This window comes from Tabrizicola sp., from assembly GCF_041911175.1.
Lineage (GTDB): Bacteria > Pseudomonadota > Alphaproteobacteria > Rhodobacterales > Rhodobacteraceae > Tabrizicola.
Window position 1 is genome coordinate 1 of record NZ_JAYRPN010000081.1, and the last position, 17,532, is coordinate 17,532.

The window sequence follows — 17,532 nt, forward strand, 5'->3', positions numbered from 1 at the left end:
AGGGCGGTGCGGACGGAATTGCCCCGGCAGCGGGCCGCGGCGGACGCGGCGCTGGTGTGGGTGAGCCTCGGCATCACGGACCGGCGCACGCGCGAAGCACGGGCCGCCAGGAAGGCCCTGCGTGCCGGGGGCGTGGACCGGGCGCGGGCCGTCGTGGACGCGCTGCGCGCCGCGTCCAGCGCGGCGGTGGACGTGCCCTTGGACAAGGGCAAGGACGCCCCTGCCGGACCCCTCACGGCGCTTCCTGTGCGGCCCTGGACGGCGGGTGCAGCGGCGGACGGCTGGAAGCGGCGTCAGTCCGATAGGCAGAAGCCGCCCCCGGCACCGGCACGGCCCCCCAATCCTCTGGGGCGTCCGCCGCGGGTGCCGGACGGCCCGGAGGACGTGGCGGCCTATGGCGCGGTCCTGCGTGCTGCGGGACCGCAGGTCCGCGCGATGTATGAGGCAATCCCCCGGCAGGAAGACCGCCTGCGGTTCCTGCGCGATCTGGCCGGATATGCGAACGCCCCGGTCGATGCCGGGGCGCTGCGTCGGTGGATGGTGTGGGTCAGTCGTTCTCGATGAATTCGAAGTCGTCGCGCGCATGGCCCAACTCCACCCAGCGGAGGGCCACCAGCAGATCACGGACCAGCATGGCGTCAGGGCGGGTGCGGGCCGCGTGGTTGATGACGGCCAGCACCCGTGCGGCTTCCTCGAACAGATGTTCGTGCTTGACGATGGTGTCCCAGTCCGGCGTGTCGAACGTGGGCGCGTCCGCGTCATCGAACGGGTCGGGCGCGATTTCGAGCCAGGTCGGGCGCCAGCCTTCGGGAAGGCAAGGGTCGTGAACCCGGCACGCAATAACCCAGACGATCCATTCCTCGCCCGCGGTGCCCAGATTGATGCGATGGACGCGGGCCAACCTGTAGGGATGAGCGCGAAGCCATTCGTGATCCGCAGCCGGGTCGATCATCGGCCAGTGTTCGGTCTTCTTCCGGCCCTTGGGGCGGTTGGCTTTCGGGAAGTATCTGTAAACGCCATCAGGCATGATGGGTCTCCGCATTTCAGTTCAGCGTCAGCCGTCCGGCAGCGGACGGCGGTGGGTGCGCTGGGCGTTGCGCCTCGATCTGCCCGTGGCGTCCTGCGGTCCGCCATTATCGCCGGAGGTCCAGCGCGCAGGTGTAGTTCAGGGGGCCAGGACGCGCCCCGCAATCGTCAATCTCACCCCCGACCTGCGCACCTTCCAAGCACCCCGGAAGGCGCATTTTGCGCAAGTCAGAAACCCATCTTTCCCGGCAGTGGCGACCCCTTGAAAATAAGAGGTTTTGGGGTGCGCAAGTAGTTCGGACCCCTAGGTAGTAACACTACTTGCGCAAATGCCCCTTGAGGGGGGCAAATGCGCCGTAAGTGTGCCTACCCTGCTCCGGTCTGCGCAGGTTTGCGCAAGTTGACCTGCGCAGACTTGCGCAAACCCAAGCGCCCCTGCCGGGAATTACTCGTCATCGTCCGCGCCGTCCGTGTCGGGCGGGCTGACCGCGGCGTCCGCGTCCAGCACAACGGCGGGCTGACCGGCGAAGACGAAGCGGTGTTTCTTGCGGGTGTCGGCGTCCAGTTCCTGCCGCTCAACCAGCCCCCCGCTCTGGACCCAGCCCGCCACGATGGCGCGGACGCGGGCCAGCGCCGCCGCCTGATCGGGGGTGCGATCCTCCTTCGGCATGGACGCGCCGCCCGTGTCGAGGCCCATCACCCGCGCCACCATCCAGCCAATCCATTCCGGGGACCGCTGGTCGGCGCGCGGCGGACGCGGGGAGGCCGTGAGCGCGGCCTGGACGCGGGCCAGGTCCGCCCCCGTGCCGGACTGCGCCGTGGGCGGCGTCCAGCTTTCCGCCACGCCCACAAAGTCGCCCTTGGGCCAATACCCGGCCCCGTTGTCCAAGGGCACGCCCACGATCCGCACCCAGCGCGCGGACCCGGCAGGGGAAAGGTTCACCTTGGCATCTTCGATCCGCAGGAAGGCGCGGCGCTGTTCTTCCGACACCCCAAAGCGGGCCGCTTCCTTGGGCGTCATGCGGACGAGCGTCCGGGTGACACGCGACCCGTCCACGACGGCCGACGCACCCCGGACGGCCCCAGCCCCGGCCGCGTCCATGTCCTGCGCGGCAGCCTTGGACGTGTGGTGCGAGAGGATGACCGCGGCGCCCGTCCGGTCCGCGATCTGCCGCAGGAGGTCCAGCAGGAAGTTCATGGCCGCGTTGTCGTTCTCGGGCAGGTCGTGCATCGCCGCGAGCGGGTCGAACGCAATCGCGTCCACCTTCCCGGAGGTCGCCAAGTCCACAACCGCGTCCACGGCGCCCGGCACTTCTTCCGGCCCTTTGGCACCCATCCTCGCCAGCTTGATCCGGCGTGCGGCCTTCCCGCGCCCAGAGGTAACGAACAGCCTGCCGCCCAAGTCGGCCGCCGCGATGCCGTGATGCTTCATGGCCCCGGCGATCCGCCGCCCGGCTTCCGCCCGGTCGTCTTCGGCGGAGTGGTAAAGCACCGCCAGCGGACGCACGGGCGCCTCGCCGATCAAGTTCCTACCGCTGCACATCGCGAGGATATCCGCGAGCAGGACAGAGGTCTTGCCTTGGCCGCCGGGCGCGGCCAGCACGGTGATGAAGCCTGCGATAACGCTGGTCCCGTAGAGGAAGGGGCGCGGGCTGTAAGCCTTCGGGTCGAACCCGTCGAACGGTTCCAGCCCGTTGCCCACAATCGCCGCATGGTTGGTGGCCGCAGCCTGCGCAAAGGCCGCCTGCGCCGCCGCGTGCTTCACGCGGTCCGCCCCTGCCGGGTTGAGGGCTTCAAGCGTCCGCATGACGGTGCCCCAGCCCGTGTGCGGGTGGCTGATCCCGTCCCAGACGCGCCCCGGTTCGTCGGGGTCGCCGCCCCATTGACGGGACCACTGGACAAAGGCTTCGCGCCCCTCGGCTTCGATCCCGCCCGCGATGGACGCGCCCTTGATGGCGTGGCCCATATCCACCCACGCCTCACGGGCATCAAAGGGGCCGCCGGGGGCGTTCGGCGCTTCATCCAGGGCCAGCCGCAGGACGTCCGCGCTGGGCGCGGGGTGAGGGGTTTTCTCCCCACCGTCAGAGGCGACGCGAGAGGGCGAAGCGGCGGACAGGGCGTTGCCCCTGCCGGGCAACCCCAACCGGACAGCGATATCCTTCAACTCCCCGGACAGGCGGTCAGCCGACAGGGGCCGGGACCGCAGGACGTGGGGTTTGGGGGTGAAGTCCGGCAGGGGGGCGGCCACACGCGCCACCGCGCCCCTCTCGCGCTTCGCCGCGTTCGGCAGGTTCACCGTCCACGGCAGGCGGGCGATCCGGGGGGCGTCCGTCATGTTGTCAGCCCCCAGCCGTTCCATCGCCGCAGCCAACGGGGCGGCGGAGGCGGCCACGTCCGGCCCGGACACGGCTTCCACCGGCAACCAGACGTGGACGCCATTGCCGCTGTCCACGACCAAGAGCGGGTCCAGCTTGGCCTTCACCGCCGCCACCGTCCGCGTCCAGTCCGGGTCCGCGGCCTTCGCGTCCTTCCGGTCGAGGTCCAGCACCACAACCCGGCGGGCCACCACGTCCTGCGCGGACGCCTTCTGATCCGTCCCCGCCATGTCCGGGCGGCGCGGGTTGATCCCGACGTAGACGTTCCACCTGCCGTTATGCTGGCCGATGAAGCTTTCCAACGCGGCACGTTCGGCAGGGTTGTCCAACCGCCCGCAGCGGAACGCGCCCCCGCCCCCTGCCGGGTTCAGCGCCCGCAGTTCGATCACGTCGCCGGGGGCGAAGGCCGGGGCGATGGCGTCCAGCGCCTTTCCGGCAGCGGGGCCAGCCCGCAGCAGGTCCGGGACGCGGGCGCGCAAGCCCTCGGTCGTCAACTGACCGAACATGTAGGGCGCTTCGATCTGGTCCGCCCCTGCCGGGTCAATCAGCCCGTGCCGGGTCGCATCTTTCAGCAGGTTCAAGGCTTCGTTGTCAGCCTTGTCCACTTGCCCCGCGGGGGTCTTTTCGATAACATCAGTCACGGTAGAAGTTCCTTTCAGGGGGCCGTTTCGCGTGGCGCGCGGGGCGGCCCTTTCCATTTCGGGGGCGGGTTAGACGGCGCTGCGTTCGGCCTTGCGGGCTTCGATCCAGTCGCGGACTTCGGCTTCCGGCCAGGCAGAGGCACGGCCCAGCTTCACGGGTTTCGGGAAGTGGCGCTGAACGACGGCCTTGTAGATCGTGGCGCGGGCCAAGCCGGTAAGTTCCTGCACGGCAGGCAAGCGCAGCAAGCGGTCACTGTAGGCGGGGGCGGCGCTCAATTCGCACCCCCTTCGGCCCGGCGATGGCTTTCCAGCCAGTTCGCAATATCGCTTTCGCGCCAGCGAAGCGTTTGGCGGGTCACTTTGAACGGTGCGGGAAACGCGCCAGCCTTGCGCCAGCGCCAGAGGGTCGAAGCATTTACGCCGATGATCCGAAGGACTTCATCCTTGCGAAGCAGAGTTGCGGACTGTCCCACGGTTTTTCTCCTTAACCTTGGGGATGATCAGCGCAACTCATCGGCTCTCCTATGCTGCTTCGGGCTTGGATATTGGCACGCGATCCAACGCGATGCAATGGCGAATTGGGGCAGGTTCTGCCCTTAAGAGTTTGACAAAGCAGACAAAAGGGGTGGCGTAGCCTCTACGCCTGCCCCCCGCTGGCCGCCGTCCGCAGCGGCACGACGTTGCCCGCCTCTGCCGGGGTTTCTCCCGCGCAGATGGCGGCCCATGCTTCCATCATCGGCCTGCGGCGTTCATGGGCCGAACCGCGTTTGTAGGCCCGCTCCACCGCGCCCAACTGGTGCGCCAACTGTTCCTCGATCAGTTCGCGCGGGTAGTCGGTCATTTCGGCCGCCCAATCCCTAAAGGTCGAGCGCAGCCCGTGGACGGTGAAGTCCTTGAAGCCGTCCATGCGCCGCATGAGCGCCAAGGCTGTCATTTCGGACAATGGCCGCCCCTTGCTGTTGGCGAAGATGAAGTCCGTCGCCGCGGGGTCTTCGCCCTTCTCGCGGGCGGGATGGCGGCGTTTCGCTTCCTCAAGGATTTCCGTCATGCGTGCGGTGATGGGGACGATATGGGGGCGCCGCACCTTCATGCGCCCTGCCGGGATTTCCCACACGTTCCGCTCAAGGTCGATTTCCGCCCACGTCGCACAGCGGGCGCCGCTCATCCGGCAGAGGGCCAGCGTGATCCAATCCAGCATGAGGGCCGCCATGCTAATCGGTTGTTTCGCCCGGACGGCGGCGACGAAGGCCGCGATCTGGTCATGCGGGACGGCAGGGTGGTGCCGGGGTTCGACACGGGGCGGGGGCAGGGTGGCGTCAAACTGGCGCCACGAGGCCGGGTTGTCGCCCCGATAATGGCCGTTCTGGATTGCGTGGGCGAACAGCCGTTCGATCCGCTGGCGGGTCCGGCTGGCCGTGACCGTGTGCGTCGTCCAGATCGGTTGCAGGACGGCAAGAACGTCCTCCCTCGTGATCGTCGCCAGCGCCTTGTCCCGCAGCGCCTTGGCATGGGTGGCGAAAGACGCCTTCCATTGTTGGATATGGGCCGGGTTGGAAAAGCCCGTCAGGGCGAAGGGCAGGAAGTGATGGTCGGCATAGCGCCCGAAGGTCATGGCCTGTTCAGACGCGGCGCGGGTGATTGCGGCGGCCCGCTGCCGGGTTTCCTCGGCCCTGCGGCGTTCGTCTTCGATGGGGTCCACGCCCTTCGCCAGAAGGTCACGCGCGGCTGCGGCCCGTTCCCGTGCCGCGGCCAGTAGCACGGCAGGGAAGGCCCCCAGCCCCATCGCGCGCTGGAAGGACTTGCTGCCCTTGGCGATCTGGGCGGCGCGGAAGTCCGCGTCGGGGCTGACAAACTTGAAGGACCATTTCCCGGACCCTTTGGCCGTGGCCCGGTAAAGAAGGCCGCCCCCGTCCGCGAGGGCGGTGCCGGGGGCGGCGGCTTCGATCTGCTTGACCGTCAGGCGGTGCAGGGACTTGGACATGGCGGTTCCCCTTTAGACGAGTTCGAGGTCGAACGCGAAGGCGCGGACGGCTTCCAGCGGCAGGCCGGAGGCGTCGGCCACCGCCTGCGCGGGCAGTTCATCGTCCACGATCATCGTCACGAGCGAGGCGGAAAGGTCGCGCCACGCGTCCGGCAGGGCGGCATGGGCCGCGTCCGGCAGGGACGAGAAAGCGGCAAGGACCGCGCCGAAGTCCGCCCCATTGGCGACAAGAGCGGACAGGGTGTTGCGGGCGGTGATTGTCAGGGTCATTTGGCTTCTCCATCTAGTGCCGGTTCATCTGGGCACTAGATGGGCACTAGAATTGGGGTGGCTGTCAACGATCATTCGTGAACGATCCCGAACGACGTTTCAGAATAAATGCTTTATATTCCGAATGTTGTCTGCCTTGTCGGCGTCGTTCACGGACATCCGCGAACCTGCGCGAACATAAGTTAGGCGGCCTACGTCTCCGCGCCGAGAAAGCCCCGTTCCGTTTGTCCGGATGGCCCAGATAGGCGGCGCGGAGCAGGCCGTCACAGGCGGCAACTTCGGCCGCGGAGGGTGCGCTCTGCGCCGTGGCGCCGTGAGCCACGGGAAGGAGCATGGCGGCAAGAAGGACGGCTTTCATGCGAGTCCTCCCCAGCGGTTTGGCCAGCCTTTGCGGCTGGCCAGGGTTTCGGTCGATCACTCCGCGCCGATGGCGTCCAGACCGGCCCGGGCGCAGGCGGCGTCGGCGTCGCCCGACGGGGCACCGCCCACCCCGATGCCACCGACCAGCGCGCCACCGATCTTGATCGGCAGGCCACCGGCCTGGATCACCAGGCGCTCATCCATGTCGCGCAGGCCGGCATTCTGCGGGGTCTCGGCGATGAAGCTGGCCAGACCGGCGGTGTCACGGCCCAGTGCGGCCGAGGTGAAGGCCTTGCCGGTCGCGCTCGCCGTCGTGTGCGGCCCGGAGTTATCGGCCTTGAGCACCACCTTGGTCGACCCGTCTCGCGCGATGATCGCCACGCTGACGTTGTTCTTTTCGGCGGCACAGGCGGCAAGGGCAGCCTGAGCAGCGGTCGTCGCCATGTCGAGCGGCAGGTAGGGCGCCGTCGGCAGGTCCTGCGCGGCGGCAGCGATCGGGGCCAGCAGGGCGGCGGTGAGGGCAAGCTTGCGGAACATCCTGGTTCTCCTTCGGGATCGATGGAGCGAACCTAGCCCCGTCCGGTCGGGGCGGATATTCGTAGGCCTTGCGGCGCGGTCGGTAGTTCTACCGAGAGCCGCCCGCGTCCAGCCAGAACCGGGTCTGCTCGGCGGTCGAGGTGGTGCCGAACTTGGCGGCAATCGCAGCCCGGTGGCTGTCGACGGTCCGCGCGGACAGCTCCAGCGCCTCGGAGATCTGCCGGGTCGTCAGGCCCCTCGCGATCATGTCCAGCACTTCCGCCTCGCGCGGGGTCAGGCGGGACAGAAGCTCCCTGGCCTCGGCGGTTTCGGCGGCCTGACGGCTGTTGCGCTCCAGCGCGTCGTGGCCCTTGCGGATCGCGTCGATCAGGTCCTCCTCGTCGACCGGCTTGCTCAGGAAGTCGATCGCCCCGTTGCGGAAGGCGCGGCGGCAGGCCTCGATGTCACCGTGGCCGCTGATGATCACCGTGGGCCAGGTCACGCCCCGGTCGCGCAGGGCCTGCTGGAGCTTCAGGCCCGACATCACCGGCATGCGGATGTCGAGGATCAGGCAACCGGGGGCCAGCGTGGCGAGGCTGGCAAGGAAGGCGTCGGGCGAGGCGAAGCTGCGGACCTCGAGGCCCACCGTCCGCAGCAAGAGCCCGATGGCCTCGCGAACTGCGTCGTCGTCATCCACCAGATAGACCGGCGGGGTCATGGTGCAGCCTTTCCCGCGGGTTGGCCCCGGACCGGCAGGCGCAGCCGGAACAGCGCCGGTCGTGCGGTGACGAGCTGCACCTCGCCGTCCATCCGCTCGGCAAGGCGCTGGCACAGGGCGAGACCCAGGCCGGTTCCGCCCGGCTTGCCGGTGACGAAGGGTTCGAACAGCCGGTCGCGCAGCGCCTCGGCCACGCCGGGGCCGGTGTCGGTGACATCGAGGATGACCTGATCACCCGACCGGCGGGGCGAGACGGAGACTTCTCCACCCGCTTGCGCGGATGCGGCTTCGATGGCGTTGCGGACCAGGTTGAAGACGATCTGCTCCAGTTCGACCTGATCGCCCTGGATGTCGAGCGGAAGGGGAGCCGGGTCGAACCTCAGGGTCACGCCCCGGTGGCCGGCCTCTGGCTGAAGCAGAAGCTGCACGTTCTGCAGGGCCATCCCCATATCGGCGACACGACCGGCATCCTGCGCGGGCACGGTCCAGTTCCGCAGCCGCTCCAGGATCGCCGAGGCGCGCTTGGCCTGGTCCGCGATTCCCTGCATGGCAGGCTCCAGCGCCGCGATGTCCCCGCGCCGGGACAGGTGCCGCGCGGCCTGGGCCTGGCTGAGTATCGCGGTCAGCGGCTGGGTCAGTTCGTGCGCAATGCCGCTGGCCAGTTCCCCCAGCGCGTTGACGCGGGACGCATGGGCCAGGCGTGCCTCCTGCGCGCTGAGATAGGCCTGACGTTCGGCGCGGCGGGCGCGGGCATACTGGCCCAGCCCAAGGACGAGGCCGAGGTAGCCCAGCGTGATCAGGGCGGTGATGGTGGCAAGCCGACCGACCGGAAGCAGGTCGGCGGGGCGGGGCGCAAAATCGGCCTGCAGGACAAGCGGCTGCGACTGGCTGCCGAGCGGCTTCTCGAACGCGGGCGCGGCGATCCGGCCCGCACCCGCCAACGGCGCGCCGTCCGGCAGCAGCAGCGACCAGCGGACCGAGGGGCGAGTCCAGTAGGCCGAACTCACGTCCATGAGGGCCGCGCCATCCACTTCCATCGCAAGGGCGAACCTTGCATCGGCGGTGTTGGGGCTGCGCTTGATCAGGAGATACCGCCCGGGCGCCCAGGGCGCCGCCTGCACGTCCAGCTTTCCGCCCGATCCAAGTGCTGCCGCGCGCAGGGTTTCGATCTGTTCGGCGCGCAAGCTCGGGCGGGTGGTCAGATAATCGCCCGGCGCGGCCAGCGGCACCAGGTCTACGGCCACGATCCGCGGATAGAACCGGATGATCGTGGCCGCGACCTCCAGGAAGAGATCCGGCCGGTTGCCGCCATCAGCGCTCGCCAGCGCTGAAAGCGCCGTCAGGTGTGCGTCGTGCTGGTCGGCGCGCTGCGACAACAGCCGGTGCAGGATCGTGGCTTCGGTGTCGAACTCGGATGCCAGTCGGCTGCGTTCGAGCATTGCCGTGAGAAGCAGTCCGGCGACCACCAACACCAGCCAGCCCGCCAGCTGCAGGCTTCGGTGTTTGAAAGTCGCAAGGGGTTTGGCTGACAGCATGTCTGTCTCTTAGCCCGCCGCCGTCAGAAGAAAAGATCAAACTGCCGGGCGCGCCATCCGCAGGGGACATTCACCGCTGGCGCTGGAAGTGGGCCGAATAGCAGGTACAGTCCAATCCGAATCGAGAGACCTTTCCATGCCAGACAGCAAGAAGAGCCAGGAAACAGCGGCCCGCACGCCGACCCGGACCGAAAAGGTACAGCAGGCCTTGCGGCGCGCCATTCTGGAACAGCGCCTGACCCCGGGCACCCGGCTGCCCGAGGACGCGATCGGCGAGGCGTTCGGGGCCTCGCGCACCATTGCGCGCGAGGCGCTTGGCCGCCTTGCCACGGAAGGGCTGGTCGAGCTGATCCCGAACCGCGGGGCCTTCGTCGCGAACCCGTCGCTGGAAGAGGGGCGCGGAATCTTCGTCATTCGTGCCGCACTTGAGCGGGGGATGGTCCGGCAGCTGTCGGGGCGGATCGACGCGGATACGGTCGAGCGGTTGACCGGGATGGTGGAAGCGGAAACCCGGCTTGCCGAGAAAAGTGATGTGGAAGCGATCCGGCTGGCGGGAGAGTTCCATCTCTACCTCGCCAGCCTGACGGGCAATCCGCTGCTGCAGCGGTATCTCGTCGAGATCATCTCGCGCTGCTCGCTGGTCATGACGATGTATGGCAGGCCGCATTCGGCGGACTGTGGCGCGCGCGAACACCGGGAGATCGTCGATGCGCTGGTGGCGGGCGATTTCACCCGGGCGGGTGACCTGATGGAGCAGCATGTCGAGGACGTCGCCGCGCGGGCGCAGCTTTCGGTGCGGCCCAAGACCGACGTGCGGCAGGTGCTTGCGGATTTCGCTTCGCGGATCGGGGAAAGCTAGCCGTCAACAAGATCGTATGCAATCTGACATTATTTTGCATGCGATGTTGACAGAATCGTATGCAATACGCCAACCTCCTGCGACTGGACGCTGGAGGCTGCATGTCAGGGCAAGACACCGTTACAATTCGGGACGTGAGCAAGGCCTTCGGTCGCGGTGAGGCGGCTGTCCATGTCCTGCGTGACGTGTCGGTCGACATCGCCCGGCAGGAGTTCTTCACGCTTCTGGGCCCGTCAGGCTGCGGCAAGACCACGCTTCTGCGGCTGATCGCGGGGTTCGAGACTGCGGATTCCGGGACGATACGGATCGAGGGGCAGGATGTGACCCATGCGCCGCCCTTCCGGCGGCCGGTCAATACCGTGTTCCAGAACTACGCCCTGTTCCCGCACCTGACGGTCGAAGAGAACGTCGCCTTCTCGTTGGAAGAGCAGCGCCTGCCGCGCGCGCAGATCCGCCAGCGGGTCGGCGAGGCGCTGGAGATGGTGCGGATGCAGGCCTTCGCCCGTCGCCGCCCTTCGGATCTGTCGGGCGGGCAGCAACAGCGGGTGGCGCTTGCCCGTGCCCTGGCGCCAAGGCCGAAGCTCCTGCTGCTGGACGAACCGCTGTCCGCGCTGGACCTGAAGCTGCGCAAGGAAATGCAGATCGAGCTGAAGCAGTTGCAGGCCGAAGCCGGGATCACCTTCCTGTTCGTCACCCATGATCAGGAAGAGGCGCTGGCGCTGTCCGACCGGGTGGCGGTGATGCAGGGGGGCCGCATCCTGCAGATGGGTCCCCCGCGCGAGATCTACGATGCGCCGACCCATCGGTTCGTCGCGGATTTCATCGGCGACATCAACCTTCTGGAAGGCGAAGCCCTGACGGGCGGCGGGGTCCGGGTGCTGGGTGGCGTGACGGCCCCGGCCTCGCGGCCCGGACGGGTGACGCTTGCGATCCGGCCCGAGCGGGCGAGGCTGGTGGCTGCCGGAGCCGGTGAGTTGCAGGCGACGCTGATCCACAGCGCCTTTCTGGGAACGGCGACGCTGCACAAGCTGCAACTGGCGGGCGGCGGGGATTTCCTGATCCGTCAGTCCGACCCGACCGAGGCCGCGCCCGAAAAGGGCAGCCGCGTCGGCGTGGCGCTGCCTGCGGATGCGTTGCAGGTGCTGCAGGAATGAGCCGGTCCGACGCTTTCCGCCGCATTGCCCTGATCCTGCCGGCGCTGGTGGCGATCCTGCTGCTGGTGGGCGCGCCCCTTGGCCTCATGGGTTGGGTCACGCTTCTGGAAAAGGGCACCAGCGCGGGGGTGGACTGGACCTCGACCCCCTCGCTTGGCAACTACCAGCGCCTGATCTGGGAAGAGGATTTCGACGGCACGCTCATCCTGAACACCAACTATCTGGTGATCTTCCTGCGCTCGGTGGTGCAGGCGGCGGTCACCACGCTGCTGTGTCTGGTTCTGGGCGTGCCGGTGGCCCTGTGGATGGCGGGCCTGACGCCTGCGGGCCGGGCGATGATGCTGTTTCTGGTGACGATCCCGTTCTGGACCAACCTTCTGGTGCGCAACTATGCCTGGCTGATCATCCTGCGCGAAGGCGGCTGGCTCGGAATGGCGGTCGATGCGATCTGGCCGTTCGGCCCGGTACAGCTTCTCTACAACGACGTGGCGGTGGCGATCGGGCTGACCTATTCCTTCCTGCCCTTCATGATCCTGCCGGTCTATTCCGTCTTCGAAAAGTTCGACTGGCGGCTGGTCGAAGCGGCGCATGACCTTGGCGCCACCCGGTCGCGGGCCTTGCGGCGGGTGATCCTTCCGGTGGCGATGCCGGGACTTCTCGCAGGCTCGCTTCTGGTCTTCATTCCCTGCCTTGGCGCCTTCGTGACCCCTGCGCTCCTTGGCGGCGGCAAGACGCTGATGCTGGGCAACGTGATCCAGATGCAGTTCGGGCCGTCGCGCAACTGGCCCTTCGGTGCGGCGATCTCGGTCGTGCTTCTGGCGATCATGCTGGTCGCGATGACCGCGCTGGCCCTGTGGCGGAACCGGAGGTCGGCATGAACATCCGGCGTTTTCCCCTGACGCGCGAAGTGTCGTTCTTCGTGCTGGCCTATCTTTACCTGCCGGTCTTCGTGCTGATCGGCTACAGCTTCAACGCGAACCGCACGGCGACGGTCTGGACCCATGCGTCGCTGGACTGGTACGTCCGCATCCTGAACAACCCGTCGATCCGGGCGGCGACCTGGAACTCGCTGGTCCTTGCGCTGAGTGCGGCGACCGCCGCCACCGTGATCGCGCTTCTCGCCGCGCTCGCCACCCGGAGCGCCTTTCCGGGCCGCGATGCCAGCGAAACGCTGCTGAAACTGCCGCTGATCCTGCCCGAGATCGTCGTGGCGGTCGCCACGCTGATCCTTTTCGTGGCGGTGGGGATCGACCTCGGCCTCGGCGCGATGATCCTGGCCCACACCGTTTTCTGCATTCCCTTCGCCTACCTGCCGATCCGCGCCCGGCTGGACGGGATGAGCGGGTCTTACGAAGAGGCCGCGCAGGACCTTTACGCCAACCGCTTCCGCACCTTCCGCCGGGTGACGCTGCCGCTTTTGTGGCCGGGGGTGCTGGCCGGCTTCACACTGGCCTTCGTGACCAGCCTCGACGACTTCCTGACCTCGTTCTTCCTGTCGGGTCCGGGGACGACGACGCTGCCCGTCTACATCTTCTCGGCCATCCGCGCCGGGATCACCCCGGAAATCAACGCGATCTCGACCGTCATGCTGGTGATCTCGATCCTGCTCGTCAGCCTGTCCTTTGCCCTCACCCGCCTACGCCGATAACAACCAACAGGAGAGACCATGACCCGACCCAAGCTGATGACCGCCGCGGCGCTTGCCGCCCTGCTGGCGTTTCCCGCCGCCGCGCAGGACGCGGAAAAGACGCTCTATTTCTACAACTGGACCGACTACTACCCGGTCGAGCTGCTGGCGAAGTTCGAGGCCGAGACCGGGATCAAGGTGATCCTCGACGGCTATGACAGCAACGACACGCTTCTGGCCAAGCTGCAGTCGGGCGGGGCCGCCTATGACGTGATCGTGCCGAGCGACTACGTGATCCCCGGGCTGATCGCCGACGGGCTGTTGATGAAGATCGACACCAACGCGATGGAAAACTACGTCCACATGAAGGACGCCTTCAAGAACCCCGATTTCGACCCGAAGCACGAATATTCCGCGCCCTATCTCTGGGGCGTGACCGGGCTCGCCTATGACAGCGCCCAGGTCGAGGGCGGGGTGCTGGAGGCAAGCTGGAAGGAATATTTCGAGCCGCGCCCCGAGCTTGAGGGCAAGATCGCCGCGCTGGACACCGCAAGCGACGAGATCCTCGCCGCCTCGCTCTATCTCGGCATCCCGCAATGCACCGAAAGCAACGACGACGCCAAGCGCATCCTTGAACTGCTGGAAGCGCAGAAGCCGAAGCTGAAGCTTTACAGCTCGGACAGCACGGTGGACCGCATGGCCTCGGGCGAAGTGGCGATGCACCATGTCTGGAACGGAGCGACCGCCCGGGCGACGGCGCAGCGCGACACGATCCGCTTCCTCTATCCCGCCGAGGGCACGCCGATGTTCCGCGACAACTTCGCCGTTCCGGCGAGCGCCCCGCATCCCGAGAATGCGAAGATCTTCATCAACTGGATGATGAAGCCGGAAAACGCCGCCGCCGTGTCCAATGCCATCGCCTATGGCAATGCGATCAAGTCGGATGAATTCCTCAGCGACCAGTGGCGCGCGATGGACGCGATCAACATGCCCGAGGAATATGCCAGCCGCCTGGTCCCGACCCAGGACTGCGGACCGGCTGCGCGCGAGCTGCGCGACAAGATCTGGACCCGGCTCAAGGGCTGACACCTGACCGGCATGGCCCGCATCAGGGCCATGCCCCAACCTTTTCGAGAGGCAGAATGGATCAGACCGTATACACAGACCTGCGCGACATGGATGGCCGGACCATCGGCATCCGCTGCGATCAGGGCCGCATCACCGAGATCGGTCCCCAGGTTGCCGCACCCGGTGCCATTCCCGGCGCGGGGCGGCTGGTGCTTCCCGCCTTCGTCGAGCCGCATGTGCATCTGGACAAGACGCTCTGGGGCGAGCCCTGGCAGCCCGGCCGCCGCGCCGCCCGCCTGCGCGACTATATCGAGAACGAACGGCGGGTGCTTTCGGCCTGCACCACTCCGCCGGAGGAACGCGCGGGCCGGTTGCTGGAACAGATGCTGCACTTTGGCACCACGGCGGTCCGGTCTCATATCGACATTGCCCCCGACATCGGCCTGACCCATGTCGAGGCGATGCTCCGCCTGCGCGACGCCTGGTCGGATCGCGTTGACCTCCAGTTCGTGGCCTTTCCCCAGCAAGGGCTTCTCTCCCGCCCCGGCACCGCCGACCTGATGCGCGAGGCGATTGCAATGGGCGTCGAGACGGTCGGCGGCCTTGACCCGGCGGGGATCGACGGCGACCCCGAGGGGCAGCTGCGCTTCGTCTTCGATCTTGCGACGCAGACCGGCGCGGGCGTGGACATCCACCTGCACGACAAGGCAGAGCTTGGCGCCTGGCAAGTCGAACGCATCGCCGACCATGTTCAGGCGGCGGGCCTGACCGGCAAGGTGATGATCAGCCATGCCTACTGCCTTGGGCAGATCCCCACAGCCCGGCTGGAACGGATCGGTCGCCGCCTGGCCGACCTTGGCATCTCGCTGATGACCTCGGCGCCTGCCGATGTGGCGGTGCCCCCGGTCGAGGAGCTGACGGCGATGGGCGTCACCGTCTGCTGCGGCTCGGACGGCATCCGCGATGCCTGGTCGCCGCTTGGCAATGGCGACATGCTGGAGCGGGCCTTCCTGACCGCTTTCCGGTTCGACTGGAACACCGACGAGGACTTCCGCCGCGCCATGGGTTGCGCCACGACGCAAGCGGCCCGGGCCATCGGGTTGGCCGACTACGGGCTTCACCCCGGCGGGCGGGCGGATTTCGTGATGATCGACGCGATGAATGTCGGCGACGCGCTGTGTCGACGGCCCCCGGCGCGCCGTGTGGTGCGGCGCGGCACCGTCGTCGCGGGACAGGGCAGGGAATAGATGGACTTCGATTTCACCGCCTTGCCCGCGCCCGACCGCTATCGGCTGCTGACCAACTTCGTCGGCCCGCGCCCCATCGCGCTGGTCACCACCCGCTCTCCCGCCGGGCACGACAACGCCGCTCCGATGAGCTTCTTCAACGTCTTCGCCCATGAGCCGCCCATCGTGGCGCTGGGGATCCAGAACCGTGGCAACGGCGACGAGAAGGACACGGTCGCCAATATCCGGCGTACCGGCGAATTCGTCGTCAACATGGTCGACATGGGCCTTTCGGAAGCGATGATCCTTTGCGGCCTGAACCTCGCCTCGGACGTCGACGAGCTGGCTTTCGCCGGGCTGACCCCGGTGCCCTGCCGGCAGGTCGACGCCGCGCGGATCGGGGAAAGCCCCTGCGCCTTCGAATGCCGGGTCGAGCGGATCATCGACTATCCCCGGCGGGTGCTGGTGATCGGCGAGGTGGTGCAGATGCATGTCGACGACCGCTGTCTGGACGCGGGCGGGCGCTATGTGAACCCCGCGACCTACCAGCCCATCGCGCGGCTGCACGCCGATTCCTACATCACCTCGGACCGCCAGTTCGAGCTGAAGAAGCCCGAGCATCTGCTGCACCATGAGGCCGCGCAGGTGACACCCCGCAGCGAAAGGGCGGCAGGGTGACGGGCGCGACAATGACGCTGGACGCCCTGACCCTTGGCCAGCGGCCCTCGGGCCGGACTGCCCTTCGCGCCCGCTGGATCGTCGGCCATGCTGGCGGCAGCCACCGCCTGCTTGAGAATGCCGAGGTGGTCCTCGAAGGCCAGCGCGTCCTTTACGTCGGTCCGGCCTTCCCCGGCGAGGTCGCCCGCCGCATCGACCTCGGGCAGGCACTGGTCTCGCCCGGCTTCGTCGATCTGGACGCCCTGTCCGACATCGACACCACGCTCCTGACCGTCGACTACGGCCCGGGTTGGGCCAAGGGCCGGGTCTGGCCGCAATCCTATGTCGAGCGCGGCCCCTACGAGATGTATGCGCCCGAGGAACTGGCCTTCCAGAAGCTCTTCGCCTTCGCGCAGCTTTTGCGGAACGGGATCACGACCGCGCTGCCCATAGCCTCGCTCTTCTATCGCGCCTGGGGCGAGACGGTTGCCGAGTTCGAAGCTGCGGCCGAAGCGGCAGGTGCGCTTGGCCTGCGGGTCTGGCTGGGACCGGCCTATCGGTCCGGCGGCATGGTCTGCACCGCGCCCGGCGTGCTGGAGCCGCAGTTCGACGAGGCGCGCGGGATGCGGGGGCTCGACGATGCCCTTGCCTTCGCCGACCGGATTGCGGGCCGCTTCGACGGCCTGATCCAGCCGATGCTCGCCCCCGACCGGGTCGAGACCTGCACGCTGCCGCTCTTGCGCCGAACGATGGCGGCTTCGGCTGAACGCAGGCTTCCGGTTCGGCTGCACATGGCGCAGGGTCGCATGGAACGGAAGACGGTGGAGGCGCTGCACGGCACCACGGCCCCCCGCTGGCTGGCCAAGAACGGGCTGCTGCACGACCGGCTGATCGCCCCCCACGCGGTCGAGGCGACGCCGGAAGACCTGCGGCTTTACGCCGACCACGGCGTCAGCATCGCGCATTGCCCGTTGGTCTATGCCCGCGACGGCGAGATGCTGCGGTCGTTCCGCAAGTGCCGGGACCTCGGGATCCGCATCGGCATGGGGACCGACACCGCCCCGCCCGACATGGTGCTGAACATGGCGGTGGGGCTGATGATGGGGCGGGCGGCGGAAGGCGGCGCGGCCGGGCTGACCACCGCCGAGATCTTCGATGCGGCAACGACCGGCGGCGCGGATGCGCTTGGCCGCCCTGATCTGGGACGACTGGCCCCCGGCTCGCTTGCGGACATCGCGATCTTCGACCTGTCCAACCCCGGCTTCGCGCCGACCATCGACCCGATCCAGACCCTGATCTTCGGCGCGACGGGCCGCGTGACCCGGGCGGTCTTCGTCGATGGCCGTCTCTCCATGCGCGATGGCAAGGTCGCCGGGATCGACATCGACGCCGCCCGGCAGCAGGTGCAGCGCCAGTTCGACGGCCTGCTGGCAAAATACCCGGACCGGACCTGGGGCCATCCCGCCCTGGGGACGCTTTTCCCACCCACCTATCCGTCCGGGCTGACGGACTGAAGCGC

Annotated in this window: 18 protein-coding genes; 9 read left to right on the forward strand and 9 right to left on the reverse strand. The window is 67.9% G+C overall.

Annotated features, from left to right (window positions below; all coding sequences use genetic code 11):
- The coding region (locus tag ACE3P6_RS11055; protein ID WP_374394857.1) for a hypothetical protein at positions 1–564 on the forward strand (564 nt) is incomplete at its 5' end.
- On the opposite strand, the gene ACE3P6_RS11060 is transcribed toward ACE3P6_RS11055, so the two are convergent.
- From ACE3P6_RS11060 to ACE3P6_RS11100, 9 genes are all read right to left on the reverse strand, one after another.
- Positions 548–1,027, reverse strand: a complete 480-nt coding sequence (locus tag ACE3P6_RS11060) for a hypothetical protein (protein WP_374394859.1) — start codon at positions 1,025–1,027, stop codon at positions 548–550. The genes ACE3P6_RS11055 and ACE3P6_RS11060 overlap by 17 nt on opposite strands.
- A gap of 444 nt (positions 1,028–1,471) precedes the next feature.
- The gene (locus ACE3P6_RS11065) at positions 1,472–4,042 is read right to left on the reverse strand and encodes an AAA family ATPase (protein WP_374394860.1); all 2,571 of its coding nucleotides are present in this window, start codon (positions 4,040–4,042) and stop codon (positions 1,472–1,474) included.
- A gap of 69 nt (positions 4,043–4,111) precedes the next feature.
- The gene (locus ACE3P6_RS11070; RefSeq protein WP_374394862.1) at positions 4,112–4,318 is read right to left on the reverse strand and encodes a helix-turn-helix transcriptional regulator; all 207 of its coding nucleotides are present in this window, start codon (positions 4,316–4,318) and stop codon (positions 4,112–4,114) included.
- The gene (locus ACE3P6_RS11075) at positions 4,315–4,515 is read right to left on the reverse strand and encodes a helix-turn-helix transcriptional regulator (protein ID WP_374394864.1); all 201 of its coding nucleotides are present in this window, start codon (positions 4,513–4,515) and stop codon (positions 4,315–4,317) included. The genes ACE3P6_RS11070 and ACE3P6_RS11075 overlap by 4 nt, the downstream gene beginning before the upstream one ends.
- A 164-nt stretch (positions 4,516–4,679) precedes the next feature.
- Positions 4,680–6,023 (reverse strand): tyrosine-type recombinase/integrase, encoded by a 1,344-nt coding sequence (locus tag ACE3P6_RS11080; RefSeq protein ID WP_374394867.1) that lies wholly within the window; start codon positions 6,021–6,023, stop codon positions 4,680–4,682.
- 12 nt (positions 6,024–6,035) lie between these two features.
- Positions 6,036–6,293 carry a hypothetical protein gene (locus tag ACE3P6_RS11085; RefSeq protein WP_374394869.1) on the reverse strand — a complete coding sequence of 86 codons (258 nt, stop codon included), beginning with the start codon at positions 6,291–6,293 and terminating at the stop codon, positions 6,036–6,038.
- A gap of 414 nt (positions 6,294–6,707) precedes the next feature.
- Entirely contained in the window at positions 6,708–7,190 is a 483-nt protein-coding gene (locus ACE3P6_RS11090; protein WP_374394872.1) for a heme-binding protein, read from the reverse strand.
- Between the two features lie 88 nt (positions 7,191–7,278).
- Entirely contained in the window at positions 7,279–7,887 is a 609-nt protein-coding gene (locus ACE3P6_RS11095; RefSeq protein WP_374394874.1) for a response regulator transcription factor, read from the reverse strand.
- On the reverse strand, positions 7,884–9,422 hold the full coding sequence (locus ACE3P6_RS11100; RefSeq protein ID WP_374394876.1) for a sensor histidine kinase: 1,539 nt from the start codon (positions 9,420–9,422) through the stop codon (positions 7,884–7,886). The genes ACE3P6_RS11095 and ACE3P6_RS11100 overlap by 4 nt, the downstream gene beginning before the upstream one ends.
- A 136-nt stretch (positions 9,423–9,558) precedes the next feature.
- Between ACE3P6_RS11100 and ACE3P6_RS11105 the strand changes: the two genes are divergently transcribed.
- The 8 genes from ACE3P6_RS11105 (at position 9,559) to ACE3P6_RS11140 (ending at position 17,527) form a co-directional block, all read left to right on the forward strand.
- The gene (locus ACE3P6_RS11105; protein ID WP_374394878.1) at positions 9,559–10,281 is read left to right on the forward strand and encodes a GntR family transcriptional regulator; all 723 of its coding nucleotides are present in this window, start codon (positions 9,559–9,561) and stop codon (positions 10,279–10,281) included.
- 101 nt (positions 10,282–10,382) lie between these two features.
- Entirely contained in the window at positions 10,383–11,435 is a 1,053-nt protein-coding gene (locus ACE3P6_RS11110; protein ID WP_374394880.1) for an ABC transporter ATP-binding protein, read from the forward strand.
- Positions 11,432–12,313 carry an ABC transporter permease gene (locus ACE3P6_RS11115; RefSeq protein WP_374394882.1) on the forward strand — a complete coding sequence of 294 codons (882 nt, stop codon included), beginning with the start codon at positions 11,432–11,434 and terminating at the stop codon, positions 12,311–12,313. Before ACE3P6_RS11110 ends, ACE3P6_RS11115 begins: the two co-directional genes overlap by 4 nt.
- A complete protein-coding gene (locus ACE3P6_RS11120; protein WP_374394884.1) occupies positions 12,310–13,083 on the forward strand; it encodes an ABC transporter permease in 774 nt (257 codons plus the stop codon). The genes ACE3P6_RS11115 and ACE3P6_RS11120 overlap by 4 nt, the downstream gene beginning before the upstream one ends.
- A gap of 18 nt (positions 13,084–13,101) precedes the next feature.
- Positions 13,102–14,148, forward strand: a complete 1,047-nt coding sequence (locus ACE3P6_RS11125; RefSeq protein ID WP_374394886.1) for an extracellular solute-binding protein — start codon at positions 13,102–13,104, stop codon at positions 14,146–14,148.
- A 56-nt stretch (positions 14,149–14,204) separates the two neighbouring features.
- Positions 14,205–15,377, forward strand: coding sequence for an amidohydrolase family protein (locus ACE3P6_RS11130; protein WP_374394888.1), 1,173 nt, complete (start codon positions 14,205–14,207; stop codon positions 15,375–15,377).
- Entirely contained in the window at positions 15,378–16,034 is a 657-nt protein-coding gene (locus tag ACE3P6_RS11135; protein WP_374394890.1) for a flavin reductase family protein, read from the forward strand. It abuts the gene before it with no gap.
- On the forward strand, positions 16,031–17,527 hold the full coding sequence (locus tag ACE3P6_RS11140; RefSeq protein ID WP_374394892.1) for an amidohydrolase family protein: 1,497 nt from the start codon (positions 16,031–16,033) through the stop codon (positions 17,525–17,527). Before ACE3P6_RS11135 ends, ACE3P6_RS11140 begins: the two co-directional genes overlap by 4 nt.
- Positions 17,528–17,532: the final 5 nt, after the last annotated feature.

Bases quoted from the DNA above. Each gene is read 5' to 3' on its own strand.
- ACE3P6_RS11060 (WP_374394859.1), bottom strand. From the start codon at position 1,027: ATGCCTGATGGCGTTTACAGATACTTCCCGAAAGCCAACCGCCCCAAG.
- ACE3P6_RS11080 (WP_374394867.1), bottom strand. From the start codon at position 6,023: ATGTCCAAGTCCCTGCACCGCCTGACGGTCAAGCAGATCGAAGCCGCC.
- ACE3P6_RS11085 (WP_374394869.1), bottom strand. From the start codon at position 6,293: ATGACCCTGACAATCACCGCCCGCAACACCCTGTCCGCTCTTGTCGCC.
- ACE3P6_RS11090 (WP_374394872.1), bottom strand. From the start codon at position 7,190: ATGTTCCGCAAGCTTGCCCTCACCGCCGCCCTGCTGGCCCCGATCGCT.
- ACE3P6_RS11095 (WP_374394874.1), bottom strand. From the start codon at position 7,887: ATGACCCCGCCGGTCTATCTGGTGGATGACGACGACGCAGTTCGCGAG.
- ACE3P6_RS11100 (WP_374394876.1), bottom strand. From the start codon at position 9,422: ATGCTGTCAGCCAAACCCCTTGCGACTTTCAAACACCGAAGCCTGCAG.
- ACE3P6_RS11105 (WP_374394878.1), top strand. From the start codon at position 9,559: ATGCCAGACAGCAAGAAGAGCCAGGAAACAGCGGCCCGCACGCCGACC.
- ACE3P6_RS11110 (WP_374394880.1), top strand. From the start codon at position 10,383: ATGTCAGGGCAAGACACCGTTACAATTCGGGACGTGAGCAAGGCCTTC.
- ACE3P6_RS11115 (WP_374394882.1), top strand. From the start codon at position 11,432: ATGAGCCGGTCCGACGCTTTCCGCCGCATTGCCCTGATCCTGCCGGCG.
- ACE3P6_RS11120 (WP_374394884.1), top strand. From the start codon at position 12,310: ATGAACATCCGGCGTTTTCCCCTGACGCGCGAAGTGTCGTTCTTCGTG.
- ACE3P6_RS11125 (WP_374394886.1), top strand. From the start codon at position 13,102: ATGACCCGACCCAAGCTGATGACCGCCGCGGCGCTTGCCGCCCTGCTG.
- ACE3P6_RS11130 (WP_374394888.1), top strand. From the start codon at position 14,205: ATGGATCAGACCGTATACACAGACCTGCGCGACATGGATGGCCGGACC.
- ACE3P6_RS11135 (WP_374394890.1), top strand. From the start codon at position 15,378: ATGGACTTCGATTTCACCGCCTTGCCCGCGCCCGACCGCTATCGGCTG.